10 protein-coding genes are annotated in these 13,695 nt (G+C 70.6%); 5 read left to right on the forward strand and 5 right to left on the reverse strand.

The genetic code is table 11. From position 1 onward, the window contains the following. Nucleotides 1-6: 6 nt before the first annotated feature. Nucleotides 7-1,830, forward strand: a complete 1,824-nt coding sequence (locus H537_RS45525) for an ATP-binding response regulator (RefSeq protein WP_051243253.1) — start codon at nt 7-9, stop codon at nt 1,828-1,830. A 67-nt stretch (nt 1,831-1,897) separates the two neighbouring features. Here H537_RS45525 and H537_RS45530 read toward each other — a convergent pair whose 3' ends face one another. Further along, nucleotides 1,898-3,229: a hypothetical protein gene (locus H537_RS45530; RefSeq protein WP_051243254.1), complete on the reverse strand. Its 1,332-nt coding sequence runs from the start codon at nt 3,227-3,229 to the stop codon at nt 1,898-1,900. Between the two features lie 747 nt (nt 3,230-3,976). Here H537_RS45530 and H537_RS0125625 point away from each other — a divergent pair. Both H537_RS0125625 and ppk2 read left to right on the forward strand, forming a co-directional pair. Beyond that, a complete protein-coding gene (locus tag H537_RS0125625) occupies nt 3,977-5,077 on the forward strand; it encodes a hypothetical protein (protein WP_029000124.1) in 1,101 nt (366 codons plus the stop codon). Between the two features lie 327 nt (nt 5,078-5,404). Then, nucleotides 5,405-6,322, forward strand: coding sequence for a polyphosphate kinase 2 (gene ppk2, locus H537_RS0125630; protein ID WP_043459981.1), 918 nt, complete (start codon nt 5,405-5,407; stop codon nt 6,320-6,322). Between the two features lie 115 nt (nt 6,323-6,437). Here the strand turns inward: ppk2 and H537_RS0125635 are convergent, their stop codons facing one another. The 4 genes from H537_RS0125635 to H537_RS0125650 all read right to left on the reverse strand — a co-directional run bounded on the left by H537_RS0125635 (nt 6,438) and on the right by H537_RS0125650 (nt 11,073). Then, on the reverse strand, nt 6,438-7,196 hold the full coding sequence (locus tag H537_RS0125635) for a sulfite exporter TauE/SafE family protein (protein ID WP_029000126.1): 759 nt from the start codon (nt 7,194-7,196) through the stop codon (nt 6,438-6,440). Nucleotides 7,197-7,355: 159 nt separating this feature from the next. Next, nucleotides 7,356-8,252 (reverse strand): LysR family transcriptional regulator, encoded by an 897-nt coding sequence (locus H537_RS0125640; RefSeq protein WP_029000127.1) that lies wholly within the window; start codon nt 8,250-8,252, stop codon nt 7,356-7,358. Nucleotides 8,253-8,309: 57 nt separating this feature from the next. Then, a complete protein-coding gene (locus H537_RS45535) occupies nt 8,310-10,430 on the reverse strand; it encodes a TonB-dependent receptor (protein WP_051243255.1) in 2,121 nt (706 codons plus the stop codon). Nucleotides 10,431-10,599: 169 nt separating this feature from the next. Beyond that, complete coding sequence (locus H537_RS0125650; RefSeq protein ID WP_029000128.1) at nt 10,600-11,073, reverse strand: Lrp/AsnC family transcriptional regulator; 474 nt, start codon at nt 11,071-11,073, stop codon at nt 10,600-10,602. A gap of 200 nt (nt 11,074-11,273) precedes the next feature. Here H537_RS0125650 and H537_RS0125655 point away from each other — a divergent pair, with 200 nt between their 5' ends. Together H537_RS0125655 and H537_RS0125660 are read left to right on the forward strand one after the other, a co-directional pair. After that, nucleotides 11,274-12,506 (forward strand): diaminopropionate ammonia-lyase, encoded by a 1,233-nt coding sequence (locus H537_RS0125655; RefSeq protein ID WP_029000129.1) that lies wholly within the window; start codon nt 11,274-11,276, stop codon nt 12,504-12,506. Continuing rightward, on the forward strand, nt 12,496-13,683 hold the full coding sequence (locus H537_RS0125660; RefSeq protein ID WP_029000130.1) for a M20 aminoacylase family protein: 1,188 nt from the start codon (nt 12,496-12,498) through the stop codon (nt 13,681-13,683). Before H537_RS0125655 ends, H537_RS0125660 begins: the two co-directional genes overlap by 11 nt. The last annotated feature ends 12 nt before the right edge of the window (nt 13,684-13,695 follow it).

A 13,695-nucleotide genomic window follows, 5' to 3' on the forward strand; every position in this document is an offset into this window, starting at 1 on the left:
GGGTCCATGTCGGGCGTGAATATCGCTGCTGCCCTGGCGGGCCGGGCGGCGCGGGGCAGTTTTGTCGCCGTGGGAGGCCAGGAGCCGGTGCCCGGCGCCGCGCCCCGGACCTGGACCGAGCGCCGCGCGCGGGAGCGCCGGCTGCACGACCTGGCCCGGGCCGAGCTGCTGCAGGCCGCGCCGGGCGTGGTGGCGGCCGTGCTGGGCTCGCTGGCGGTGGCGCTGGTGCTCAGCCCCAGGAGCCCGGGCGTGCTGGCCTGGGCGTCGTGCACGGCCGCGCTGTGGCTGCTGTGGGCCTGGCGGCCGGACTGGCTGTGCGGCCCGCCGGTGCCGCGGATCGCGGTGTACCGCGCCTACGTGGGCGTCACGGGGCTGGCGCTGGGGCTGCTGGCCCTGATGGCCTGGCTGCCCGCAGGCGAGACCGAGCAGTGGCTGCTGCTCATCGTGCTGGCGATGATGGCCTTCGTCGTGGCCGGCGGACTGGCGCCGCTGGGTCCGGCCGTGATGCTGGCGCTGCTGCTGCCCGGCTCCGCCGCGCTGGCGCTGGCCTGGACGCTGCGGGCGCAGTCCGGGCGTGCCATGGCCGTGCTGGGCGTGGGCGGGCTGCTGTGCGTGGCCGTGGCCGCGATGGCGCTGCACCGCCATCGCCACTGGCGCACGCTGGCCGCGGCGCAGCTGGAGCGCGAGGAGAAGGTGTGCGCGCTGGGCACCGAGCGCGACCAGGCGCTGCGGGCCGACCGCGACAAGACCCGCTTCCTGGCCAACGCCAGCCACGACCTGCGCCAGCCCGTGCACGCCATCGGGCTGTTCGCCGCGACGCTGGAGAAGCGGCTGCGCGGCAGCGAGGACGAGCCCTACATCCGCAATCTCATCCGCTGCATCGAGGCGCTGGAGCGCTCCTTCAACGCGATGCTGGACGTGTCGCGGCTGGATGCCGGCAGCATCGAGCCCAGCATGCAGACCTTCCCGCTGCGCGACGTGTTCCGGCGGCTGCACATGCAGTTCGCGGGGCAGGCCGAGCTGGCCGGGCTGAACCTGCGCTTCTCGCCCGGCGGCAAGTGCGTGTGCAGCGACCCGCAGCTGCTGGAGCGGCTGCTGGCCAACCTGGTGCAGAACGCGCTCAAGTACACCGAGAACGGCGGCGTGGTGGTGGTCGCGCGCAGCACCGCCACGCACGTGAACATCGAGGTCTGGGACACCGGCGTGGGCATCGGCGCCGCGGAGCTGCCGCGGGTGTTCGACGAGTTCTACCAGGTGGGGCGCGGCGGCCGTTCGCGCACGCAGGGGCTGGGCATGGGGCTGGCGATCGTCAAGCGGCTGGCGCAGCTGCTGGGCCACGAGCTCAGCGTGGTGTCGCAGCCAGGACGGGGGACGGTGTTCCGCGTCGGCGTGGCGCGTGCCGAGCGCGATGCGCTGCAGGACGCCGCCGGCCCCGACTGCACGCTGCCCATGCCCGAGGCCGCCTCGCGCACGGTGCTGGTGATCGAGGACGAGGAGCCGATCCGCGAGGCGCTGGGGGCGCTGCTGCGCGAGTGGGGCCACCGCGTGGTGCTGGCGGCCTCGGCGCGCGAGGCGCTGATGGCGCAGCGCACGCAGGCGCTGCCGCCGGACCTGATCCTGTCGGACCTGCACCTGGGCGAGGGCCCGGACGGCATCGCCGCCATCGAGGCCATGCGCCACCACTGGCGCTGCGAGCTGCCGGCCGTGCTCGTGACCGGCGACACCACGCACGAGGAGCTGCGCCGCGCCACCGAGAGCGGCTTCCAGGTGCTGGTCAAGCCGGTGGCGCCGCGCCGGCTGATGCAGCTGCTGCGCAACCTGTCGGGGTGAGGGCGGCGCCCCCAACGCAAAGCGGGCCCGAAGGCCCGCTTTTTCGTTCAGCCGCGCAAGCGGGCGATCAGAGCTTCGACACGCACGACGCGTAGGTCGAGGGGCAGGTGCTGATCAGGCCGCCGGAGGCGTCCTTGGGGAAGGCGCTGGACTTGAAGAAGTCCAGGGTGCGCGTGTAGGGCGAGGGCGAGCCGGCGGTCACACGGGTCCAGAACATGTAGTTGGCGCTCAGGCGGGTGCGGCCAAAGTTGTAGAGGTCGCTGATCTTGGGCGGGTTGTAGGCACCGTGCTGCACGGTGGTGGCGAAGTTCTCGGGCTGCACCGAGGGGCCCACCGCGACCTTGCCCTTGGCCGGGTCGTACATCGGATAGATGTGGGTGTTGAGGTCGGCGTCCTCGATCAGGATGTCCGGCCCGCCCAGCGCGACCTTGTTGCTCACCATGTTGGAGATGAGGCCCGGCATGTAGGCACGCGGGAAGTTGATGAACTGCATCACCACCGTGTTCGGGAAGGCGCGCTGGGCGGCGGCATCGGTCTGTGCCAGGTTGTCGAAGTAGGTGGCGCGCTGCGCCGTGGTCAGCGGCACGAGCATCTGGCCCATGGCCGTCTCGTTGAAGGTGACGCCTTCGAGCGCGTTGTGCTTGTTGAGCCGCGCACCCATCGCGTTCATCAGGGCGATGAAGCGGTCACGCACCTTGACGTTGTGCAGCGCGGCGTTCTCGCCGTAGCGCTCCTTGCTGCCGATGGCGTCGCGCCCGGCGATGACGATCTTGTAGGCGCCGCCCTCGTACTCCGCGGTGTGCAGGTAGTCCGGCACCGCGCGGCCGCCCGGGTGGAACACCTTGGTGCCGACCATCACGAACAGCCGCTTGCCCGCGGCCTGCACCAGGGCCAGGTCGTGCTCGATGCGCGAGAAGTCGTAGACGCCCTTGGCCGTCTCCAGCTTGGACCACTCGTAGCGCAGGATCAGGCCCTTGACCTGCGGCAGCGGCTTGATCTCCGCCATCACCTTCTGGATCGTCGCCTCGTCGCGCTGCGGCAGGGCAATGTAGTGGCCGGGGTTCCACTTCACGCGGGTGTCGGTGGGCGTGACGGCCATCGCGCTTTCGCTGGGCGTGGCTGCCGCCCGGGCCAGCTGGCGGGAGAGGAACCGGGCCGACTCCACCGGGTCGTCCTCCAGCTCCCACGCTTCGGGCGCTGGAGCCGTCGCGCCGCTGTCCGTGGCCCCTTCGCCGCTGGCCACCGAGGCGGTGCCCAGGGCCTGTGCAGCCTCGGGGTTCGCAGCCGGCGTGAACGCATCTTCGGCGCCGCCGCCGCAGGCCGCCAGCATCACGGTCATGGAGAACAGGGAGCCGGCCAGGGCCAGGCGCGCTTGGAACGGGGACTTCAGGATATTCATGGCCGCCAGATTCGAAAATGTTTTTAGGGCACGCTCCCGCCTGCCCGCAACGGTTTCACGCTGCGGCAGACTGGGGCAGTTCAAACGGGATTGGATTCGGGTGTCGCCTGCGGCCCTTTTTATCGAGCCGGCTTTTCAAGCGACGTGCCTACTGTTTCGGCGGCGTCCACCGTGAAATAAGCAGCAGCAGTGTGAGTGCATGTTTCTCAGGTAACCTGATACGGCAACATGGATACAGGCTCGGTATCACTTCTCCCTGATTCCACAGGATGCATGTAACAACCCCGCAATGCACTCGACTTTTACACCATCCAGCAGCGGTACTATTTCACGAATCTCACTCCTGACTCGGAACGGGTGATTCCTGAATGACCACCAATACCCACCGCATTTATCGGCATTCATTTCCGGGAAGAAAATAAATTCAATAGAGGCGCACGGCATGCCGCACGCAAGGCGTTGCAGTGCCTTCGTTTTTTTTGGTGAAAGAGGCTCATGGAGCTCGCCAGGCTCCATCCGGAAGGCCAGCATCCGGACTTGCGGGCCGCCATGCGCAAATCAGGGGAAATCCGGATTCCGTGGTACCGACGCAAAAATTCGGCTCAGCCGTGCAGGCTTTTCCACCCACGCCCGCGAAATACTCCAACGATTTCGCCGTGTCAGTAACAACCTTCGGAATTGGTTGAACACTGGACAATTTTTCACGCACCGTTACGCTGCTTTCCCAGGACATGCATAGGAGGCAGCATGAACCTCAAGACCACGGCATATTCGACGGCCTATTTCCTGGCAGCCGCAACGCTGCTGCACGCCAGCCCGGCGGCCCTGGGCGCCAATTCGGGCGAATCACCACCGGTATCCGCCAATCTGGCGCAGCCGGCCTATACGGTGCATGAATTGGGATCGGTCGAAGGCGGCATGAGCGACGCGCGCAGCGTCAGCAGCAACGGCAAGGCGGCCGGGTATGTCACCTTCAATATCGACGGCAGTTTCAGGCCGGCGCTGTTTGAATTGGGAAAATTGCCCGTCCCGATATACACGGACGGCCCCGGCAAGGCCACCGGCGTGAACGCCCTCGGCGAGGTGGTGGGCTGGTACATGCAGGGTGCGGCCACGCAGGCCTTCCGCTGGAAGGGCAACACGCTCACGCCGCTGCCCACGCTGGGCGGCAGCAGCTACGCCGCGGCGATCAACGACCGCTCCGAGATCGTGGGCTGGTCCGAGGTCTCGCCCGGCGTGGTGCATGCGGCCTACTTCCATGCCGGCAAGGTGGTGGACCTGGGCACCTGGGGCGGCGTGAGCGCGCAGGCCACGGGCATCAACGAGAACGGCGACATCGTGGGCTTCCGCGAGGTGATGCGCGAGGGCGTGCTGGTGCGCCAGGGCGTGCGCGTGCTCAGTGGCCAAGCGCCGCAGCTGCTGCGCCCGCCGGCGGGCTTCGACGCCCTGGTGCCGCAGTCCATCAACAGGAACGGCGACATCGCCGGCACCCTGCACAAGGCCGGCGGCCTGAGCTTCGACACCCAGGCCTTCACGCTGGTGGGCACGCAGCTCAAGCGGCTGCGCAGCGACGCCTGCTGCAACGGCTCGCCGGCCTCGGCCGCCGCCATCAACAACGCGCGCCAGACCGTGGGCCACAAGTTCGACGCCGGCGGCGACCCGCGCCAGCGCGGCCGCCTGTGGCAGAACTCGCAGCCCGTGGCGCTGGACGTGCTGCCCGAAGCCGCGGCGGCAGGCTGGTACGCGCTGGGCGAGACCACGGCCATCAACAACCGCGGCGTCATCGTGGGCGTGGGGCAGACCGGGGCGCGCAACGTGCGGGCCTACATGCTGGTGCCCAAGCCCTGAGGTCTGCCGCGGCGCAGCGGCGATTCCGGCGCCGCGCCTGCGGACGCAGGCCGCCGCATCGCGGCAATGGCATCGCCAGCCATTGCCGCGCCGGCCCCCACGGGCTGGCCGCACGCATTTCAGGCGCCGCAGGGGGAGCCGGCGCGTTCGAGCGCCGGCCGGGGCATCTCGCGCCGCGCTGGCTGACACGCCCTTGTCACGCCGCGCTCCTACAACGCCAGGCACGACCGCGCCGGCCCTCCGGCCCCGGCATGGCTCATGCCCCGCCAAGGTGGCCTGCCGCGAAACCCGCGCCTCCCACGAACCCGCCGCCCGCGCCTGACGACCATGAGTGCAATTCCCCAAGACGACAAGCAGTGGAAGCTGCTGATGCAGGACCTGATCGACGACTACGACGAGGAGCTGGAGCTCGAATGGGAAGACCGGCGCGGCGAGCCCGCCACCGGGCCGGCCGGCGGCAATGGCGACGACGGGATGCCGCGCCGGCGCTACTTCGGCGAGCTGTTCCGGCTGCAGCGCGAGCTCATCAAGCTGCAGGACTGGGTGGTGGCCCATCGCCACAAGATGGTCATCGTCTTCGAGGGCCGCGACGCCGCGGGCAAGGGCGGCGTGATCAAGCGCATCGCGCAGCGCCTGAACCCGCGCGTGGTGCGCACCGTGGCGCTGCCCGCGCCCAACGACCGCGAGCGCACCCAGTGGTACTTCCAGCGCTACGTCACGCACCTGCCGGCCTGCGGCGAGATCGTGCTGTTCGACCGCAGCTGGTACAACCGCGCCGGCGTCGAGCGGGTGATGGGCTTCTGCAGCGAGGAGGAGGTCGAGGAGTTCTTCCGCACCGTGCCGGAGTTCGAGCGCATGCTGGTGCGCTCGGGCATCCAGGTCGTGAAGTACTGGTTCAGCATCACCGACGACGAGCAGCACCGGCGCTTCCTGGCACGCATCCACGACCCGCTCAAGCAGTGGAAGCTCTCGCCCATGGACCTGGAGTCGCGCCGGCGCTGGGAGGACTACACCAAGGCCAAGGAGGAGATGCTGGAGCGCACCCACATCGCCGAGGCGCCGTGGTGGGTGGTGCCGGCGGTGGACAAGAAGCGCGCGCGGCTCAACTGCATCCACCACCTGCTCAGCCTCGTGCCCTACGCGGAAGTGCCGCGCGAACCGATCGAGCTGCCCGGGCGCGAGCGCCACGAGGACTACTTCCGCACCCCCGTGCCGGCCGAGATGATCGTCCCCGAGGTCTACTGAGCCCGCGCCGCGGCGCCGTGTAAAACGGGCGTCCGCCCGGGCGGGCGGCAGGGGACGCCCCAGGACCTCGACACCACCTTCTTCAAGCTCGCCCTGGCGCTGGGCCCGGGCCGGTTCAGCCCAGCACCGCGCGCGCCAGCAGCACCGCGCCCGAGCACAGCACCACGCCGTGGACCAGCCGCATGAACTGCGCGCGCGACACGCGCTGCGTCATGCGCCGGCCCAGTGTCGAGCCCAGCAGCATGGCCGGCACCAGCAGCGCCGCCAGCGCCAGCAGCGAGGCATCGGCGTAGACGCCGGCCAGCATGAACAGCAGCACGCGCGTGAGCGTGCTCAACCCGATGAGCGTCGATTGCGTCACCCGCAGCGCCTGCGCGTCTTCCAGCCGGCCGCCGAGGTAGATGGCGTACAGGAAACCGCCGCTGCCGAACATCGCCGAGAACACGCCACCGATCAGCCCAAAAGGCAAGGCCGCGCGCGGCGTGAATCGCACCGCCGGCTTCAGGCCGCTGAGCGCATAGGCCGCGTAGGCGACGGCAAAGAGCCCCAGGGCCAGCAGCAGCGCCTGCGGCCGCCCCAGCAGGACCAGCGCCGCGCCCACCAGGCTGCCCAGCGCCATGAGCGGCACCAGGCGGCGCAGCTCGGCACGGTCGGCGCTGTGGCGCTGCCGCGCCACGGCCAGGCCGGCAGCGGCGCAGTCCAGCAGCGCCAGCAGCGGCACCACCTGCGCCACCGGCATCACGTGCGCCAGCACCGGCCCGGCCACCAGGGCCGTGCCGAAGCCGGCGATGCCGAAGACGACGTAGGCCAAGGCCACGCCCGTGATGGCGAGCCACAGCTCGGTGGAAGCAAGGGGAAGGAAGGACAGGCTCACGGCGCACGGGACACAGGAATGACGACGGGCGCCAATCTAGGGAACGGCCAGCGCTCGGTCCAATATGGAATTCGGCGTGCAAGCATCTCGAAATCAGATGCACGGCGGCGGCCTCGCGCGCCGATCCGGCCGCCGCCCTGCTGCGGCGTCGTGTCCTTCTCAGCCCGGCGCCAGTGCCGCCTGCAGCGCCTGGGCAAAGCGCAGCACCAGTGCCGGCGCGTCGTGCCGCCACAACGCCATGACCTGTGTCGTGCAACCCTCGCCCCGCAGCGGGACGGTGCGCACCCCGGCCGGCGCCAGCTGCGCCATCGAAGCCGGCACCACCGCGACGCCGAAGCCGGCTTGCACCAGCGACAGCTGCGACCACTTGCGCGAGCGCACGGCCGCCGGCCGGGGCTGGAAACCCTCCACCCGGCACAGCTCGGCCACGCGGTGGCTCAAGCCTCCGCGCTCCGGATGCGGCACCGCCACGAAACGGTCCTCGCGCAGTTCCCCCAGGCCCACGCTCTCGCGCCCCGCCAGCGCGTGCGCCGCCGGCAGCGCCGCCCACAGGCGCTCGGCGTACAGCGGCGTGTACTGCAGCCGGGCGAGCCGCCGCAACAGCGGCGCGCGCACCAGCCCGACGTCCGCCCGCCCCTCGTCGATCTCCAGCGCCTGCTGCTCGGACGAGCCCTGCGAGACCTCGATGCTCACGCCTGGGCAGTCCTGCACATGGCGCTGCAGCAGCGCCAGCACGCACGGATCCAAGGGCACGGAGCTGGAATGCAGCAGCTTCAGCGTGCCCTCGGTACCGCGCTGCGCATGCCCGGCGCGAGCCACGGCGTCCTGCAGCAGGGCCAGGAGGCGGCGCGCGTCCTCGTACAGCGAGCGCCCGGCCGCCGTCAGCGCCAGATGGCGCGCATCACGCTCCAGCAGCACCACTTGCAGCGTGTCCTCCATCTCGCGCACCTGGCGGCTGAGCGCGGACTGAGCGACGTACAGCCGCTGCGCCGCCAAGCTGAAGCTGCCAGCCTCCACGATCTCGACGAAATAGCGCAACTGCTTGTGGGTCACCATGGGCGGCAAGGGTACGGCAGGCACGCAGGCGGCCCGAAGGTGATCCCGGCAACTTGTTCAGAAGTCCACTTTCAGCGTCACCCGCAGCGTGCGCGGCTCGGCCGGGTGCACGTGGTGGGCCGGCGCCACGTCCGCCTGGCCCGACGGCCGTGACTCGTAGAAGTATTCGATGTCGTTGACGCGGCGGTCGAACAGGTTGAACACGTCCAGCGTCACCTCGGCCTTGCGGCCCAGCCGGCGCGCCACGCGCAGGTTGGTCGTGAGCGAGGAGCGCGAGCGCTGGCTGTCGTCCTCCACCAGCGCGGCCGAGCCCAGGTAGCGCCACTGCAGGCTCGCGGACCAGGGGCCGAGCTCGCGCAGCGTGAGCGCCACGGAGCCGACCCGGTCCACGGCGTTGGGGATGCGGTCGCCGGCGGGGTCGTCGCCGCCGAAGCGCGCATGGGTCCAGGCCAGGTCGGCGTCCACCAGCAGCCACGGCACCGGGATCCAGCGGTTGTTCCACTCCACGCCACGGCGGCGGCTGGGCCGGTTCGCCTCGGTGGCGCCGGCGTCGCCCACGTAGACCAGCTCCGAGTCGAAGTCCAGCTTCCACAGCGCCAGCGAGCTTTGCAGCCCCGGCAGCCACTCGGTGCGCACGCCGATCTCCTGCCCGCGCGCGGCCACGAGGCCGGGCACGCGGTCCACCGGCTGGCCGCTGCGCGGGTCCACCGAGGCGGTGGTGCCGCGCGCGTCGTTGCTGTGGAAACCACGGCCGGCGTTGAGGAACAGCTCCGTCCTGTTCCACGGCCCCAGGATCAGCGAGAACTTGGGCGAGAACAGGTGGGCCGAGGCGCGGCCCGAGTTGGCGGCGTTGGACAGGCTGTCCACCTCGAAGCGCGCCTGGTCGGCACGCAGGCCCACGATGGTGCGCGCCCACGGCGCCAGCTCCACCGAAGTCTGGCCGTAGACGCCCAGCTGGGTCTCGCGCACGCGGTCTTCGCGCGTGGTGCGCACGGCCTGCCGCGCCACCGTGTCGAACAGGCCCACGCGGATGCGGTCGTGGCGCAGTTGCAGCCCGAATTCCGTGCGCGCGGGCAGGCCCGCGAGCGCGTGGTCGAAGGCATGGCTCGCCTGGAAGCCGTAGACCTGCCGCCGGTCCTGCTGCGCGAACTGGTCGCCCTCGGCATCGGGCCGCCCGTCCAGGGCCTCTGGCAGGTCGTAGGTGAAGTCCGAGAAGAGCTTGAGCCGGTAGTCGATGGCGTAGGCCGACACCTGCGTGGCCGAGCCATCGTCGCCGCGGCGGTGCCACTCGCCCGAGACGCTGCTGCGCCGCGTGCTGCCGCCGTCGGTGGGGTTGAGCGAGTCGAAGCGGCCGAGGCGGCCGCTGTCGATGAGCGGCTGCGGCACCTGGTCGGTCGAGGTCCAGTGCGCGTCGTAGTGCATCAGGCTGGCGCTGAAGCCCTGCGCCTTGCTGCCGCCGCTGAGCGTGAGCACGCCGTTGAGCTTGTGCAGACCCTCCGGCACGGTCCACGGCCCGTCGTTGCGCTGCAGCTCCAGCGCGCCCAGCAGCGACAGCTCCGGCGCCACCTCGGTGGAGCCGGCCGTGACCAGCCGCTGGTAGCCGCGCTGGCCCAGCGTGAGCGCGGCGAAAGGCACGTCCAGCGTGCGGCGGTACGCGATGTCGGCCGAGCCTGCGGCTGAAAAATTGCCATTGCGCGCGAAGTACGGCCCCTTGCGGTACTCGACGCGGTCCACCAGCTCCGGAATGAGGAAGTTCAGGTCCGAGTAGCCCTGGCCGTGGGCGTGCGTGGGCATGTTCACCGGCAGCCCGTTGACGCTGGTGGCGAAGTCGGTGCCGTGGTCCAGGTTGAAGCCGCGCAGGAAGTACTGGTTCGCCTTCCCGTCGCCGGAGTGCTGCGTGACGATCATCCCGGGCACGAACTCCAGCACCTCGCCCGGGCGCAGCGCGGGCCGGCTCTTGAGCAGCTCGGCGCGGATGACGCCCTGTGACGCCGCATCGCTGGTACCGACGGCGTTGTCGTAGTGCCGCCCGGTGACGTCCACACGCTGCACCGCGCCCTCGGCCGTCTCGGGCGCGTCATGGGCGTGGACGGTGGCGGCTGCCACGCACGAGGCGGCAGCCACGGCGACGGCGTGGAAGGCGAAGCGGGACGAGGAGGGGGCAGGGCAGCGGCTCATGGCGGCGGCGAAGTCTGAAACGTTGATGGAATGGCAATACGCCGCCGCGGCCCGATCGGATGCAGGCAGGGGATGCCGCTGAATTGTCAGGCCCGGCAGGGCTGCGCCCGGACGGGGAGCGGCCGCGGGCCGCCTTCGATGGTTGAGCGCGGCTGCCGCCGGGCCCGGGTCACGGCGCATCCACCGGCACGCTCATGCCCGTCTTGACCCGGTTCATCGCCACCAGCGTCTTGAAGGACTTGACGTTGTTGCTCTCGAAGAACAGCTTGCGCGTCAGCGCCACGTACTGCTCCATGTCGCGCACGAGGAAGATCAGCACGAAGTCGCAGTCGCCGGTCACGTAGTAGCACTGCTGCACCTGCGGGCAGGCCTGGAAGCTGCGCTGCATCTCGTCGAGCAGGTCGGCCCGCTCGCTCTCCACCTTGACCTCCACGACGATGGTCAGGTTATAGCCCACGGCCTTCGGGTTGATGCAGGCGGTGTAGCGCTCGATCACGCCTTCGCTGGACAGCAGCTTGAGCCGGCGGTTCACGGCGGCGGTGGACAGGCTGGCGCGCTCGCCCAGTTCGCTTTGCGCCACCCGCGCGTCTTCCTGCACCGCGGAGAGCAGCACGCGGTCATAGCTGTCGAGCTTCAGGGCCATGGTGAAGAACGATCCGGATTGGCGCTTCAATGCGAGAAAACATTCAACGAAACGCCTTGGTTTTCGAAAAATCGAGCAATGCGGATAAATATTATTCCAGCCGACACTCCCTGGAGACCGTGATGTCCGCGCCCCCCGTCTTGTCGAATACCGAGCGTCCGCAGGACCCGCGGCCGCAACTTCGTCCCCCGGCAGGCTGCATGCTGATCGCCAACCCGCGCGCCCAACGCGGGCCTTACCCCGCGGCGCTCCGGTCGCTCATGAACCTCGATCGCGCCCGGGAAAACCGGCGCTGGCTCGCCTCGTGGGCGGCGCTGGCGCGCGGCGCGACGCCGCTGCACGACCTGCCCGATCTGGCCGCCAGGCTCGGCGTGGCGCGGCTCAGCGTCAAGGACGAATCGGTGCGCTCGCCGCTGGGCAGCTTCAAGGCCCTGGGGGCGCCGATCGCGCTGGTTCGCCAGATCCTGCGCCGGCATCCGGATCTCGACCCCGCCGCGTTGCTCAACGGCCACCATGCCGGCCTGCTTCAGGACACCACCGTGGTCAGCGCCACGGACGGCAACCACGGCCGCGGACTGGCCGCCGCGGCGCGCAGCATCGGCTGCTGCTGCGTGATCGTGCTGCATGCCCACGTGAGCGCGGAGCGCGAGCAGGCCATCGCGGTGCACGGCGCGCGCATCGTGCGCATCGCGGGCAACTACGACGACTCGGTCGAGGAGGCGGCGCGCCTGGCGGCGGCCAACGGCTGGCAGGTGGTCTCGGACACCTCCTACGAGGGCTACGAGGACATCCCTCGCGACGTGATGCAGGGCTACGCCACCATCGCGGCGGAGGTGCTGGAGCAGACCGGCGCGGCCGCGAACGAGCCCGGCGCCTTCACGCACCTCTTCCTGCAGGGCGGCGTCGGCGGGCTGGCGGCCGGGGTGGCGAGCTGCTTCTGGGAGTTTCACGGCGCACAGCGGCCTCGCTTCGTCGTGGTGGAGCCGCGGCAGGCCGACTGCCTGTTCCAGAGCGCCGTCCAGGGCCGCGCCGCCAGAGCGACCGGCTCGGTCGATTCCGTGATGGCCGGCTTGGCCTGCGGCGAGACCTCGCCCCTGGCCTGGCGCTTCCTGCAGCCCGGCATCGACGCCTTCATGACCATCGAGGACGAGGCGGCCGTGCAGGCGATGCGGGTGCTGGCCGCGGGCAGCGGCCAGGACATCCCGATCGTCGCCGGCGAGTCCGGCGCCGCTGGCCTGGCCGGCCTTCAGGCCCTGCGCAGTGACGCGGCCGGGTCGGCGCAGCTCGGACTCGACGAACGCTCGCGGGTCCTGCTCATCAACACCGAGGGCGCCACGGCGCCGGCGGTCTACGAAGCGCTGGTCGGCGAGACGGCGGATGCGGTGCTGCAGCGGCAAGCGGGCTGGCAAGCGGGAGCACGCGATGCTCGTTGACGACGACCTCAAGGCGCGGATGGTCCGCTGGCGCCATCACTTCCACCAGTTTCCCGAGACCGGCTTCAACGAGCACCGTACCGCGGACTACGTCGCCAGCGTGCTGCAGCTGCTGGGCCTGGAGGTCCACCGCGGCATCGGCGGCACCGGCCTGGTGGCCAGCCTGCGCGCGGGCGACGGCCCGGGCGTGATCGGGCTGCGCGCGGACATGGACGCCCTGGCGATGGCCGAGACGGCGCCCGACCGGCCCCACGCCTCCCGCCATGCCGGCTGCATGCACGGTTGCGGCCACGACGGGCACATGGCGATGGTGCTGGGCGCGGCGCAGCTGCTGGCGCAGCGACCGGACTTCGACGGCACGGTGCGCTTCATCTTCCAGCCTGCGGAGGAGCACGGGCGCGGCGCGGGCGCCATGATTGCGGACGGGCTGTTCGAGCGCTTCCCGGTGGACGAGATCTACGGGGCGCACAACATCCCCGGCCTGGCCGAGGGCCACGTCGCCACACGCGTGGGCGGCATCATGGCCAGCGAGGACAACTTCGTGATCCGCATCCAGGGCCGCGGCGGCCATGCCGCCCGGCCGCACATGGCCGTCGATCCGCTGGTCGTCGCGGCGGAGATCATCCTGGCGCTGCAGACGATCGTGGCGCGCTCGGTGGACCTGGGCGAACCGGCCGTCGTCTCCTGCACCGAGATCTTCAGCGACGGCATCCGCAACGCCCTGCCGTCGAACGTCACGATCAAGGGCGACACGCGCAGCTATTCGCCACAGGTGCAGGCCCTGCTGGAGCGCCGGATGCGCGAGCTGTGCCAGGGCATCTGCAGCGCCCACGGCGCGCAGTGCGAGGTGGAGTACACGCACGAGTTCGCGCCCACGGTGAACTGGCCCCAGTGCGTGGAGCTCGCCACCGCCGCGGCGGCGGCCGTGGTGGGCGCGGACCAGGTCGATGGCGACGTGCGGCCGATGATGATTTCCGAGGACTTCGGCGCCTTCCTGAAGGTCGTGCCCGGCGCCTTCGTCTTCATCGGCAACGGCGCCGTGGGCAGCGCCGGCGGCGTGCCGCTGCACAACGGCGCCTACGACTTCAACGACGGCATCCTGCCCATCGGCGCGCGGTATTTCGCCGAGCTGGTCCGGCGGCGGCTGCCCGCGCGGACGGCTGGCGCGGGCACCTGAGCTGCGCGCGGG

Origin of the sequence: Azohydromonas australica DSM 1124, from assembly GCF_000430725.1 — a bacterium.
Classification (GTDB): Bacteria; Pseudomonadota; Gammaproteobacteria; order Burkholderiales; family Burkholderiaceae_C; genus Azohydromonas; species Azohydromonas australica.

Excerpts from the sequence above, each read along its gene's own strand:
- H537_RS0125660 (WP_029000130.1), top strand. The coding sequence starts at position 12,496 with ATGCTCGTTGACGACGACCTCAAGGCGCGGATGGTCCGCTGGCGCCAT.
- ppk2 (WP_043459981.1), top strand. The coding sequence starts at position 5,405 with ATGAGTGCAATTCCCCAAGACGACAAGCAGTGGAAGCTGCTGATGCAG.
- H537_RS45525 (WP_051243253.1), top strand. The coding sequence starts at position 7 with ATGTCGGGCGTGAATATCGCTGCTGCCCTGGCGGGCCGGGCGGCGCGG.
- H537_RS0125650 (WP_029000128.1), bottom strand. The coding sequence starts at position 11,073 with ATGGCCCTGAAGCTCGACAGCTATGACCGCGTGCTGCTCTCCGCGGTG.
- H537_RS0125640 (WP_029000127.1), bottom strand. The coding sequence starts at position 8,252 with ATGGTGACCCACAAGCAGTTGCGCTATTTCGTCGAGATCGTGGAGGCT.
- H537_RS45530 (WP_051243254.1), bottom strand. The coding sequence starts at position 3,229 with ATGAATATCCTGAAGTCCCCGTTCCAAGCGCGCCTGGCCCTGGCCGGC.
- H537_RS45535 (WP_051243255.1), bottom strand. The coding sequence starts at position 10,430 with ATGAGCCGCTGCCCTGCCCCCTCCTCGTCCCGCTTCGCCTTCCACGCC.
- H537_RS0125625 (WP_029000124.1), top strand. The coding sequence starts at position 3,977 with ATGAACCTCAAGACCACGGCATATTCGACGGCCTATTTCCTGGCAGCC.
- H537_RS0125655 (WP_029000129.1), top strand. The coding sequence starts at position 11,274 with ATGCTGATCGCCAACCCGCGCGCCCAACGCGGGCCTTACCCCGCGGCG.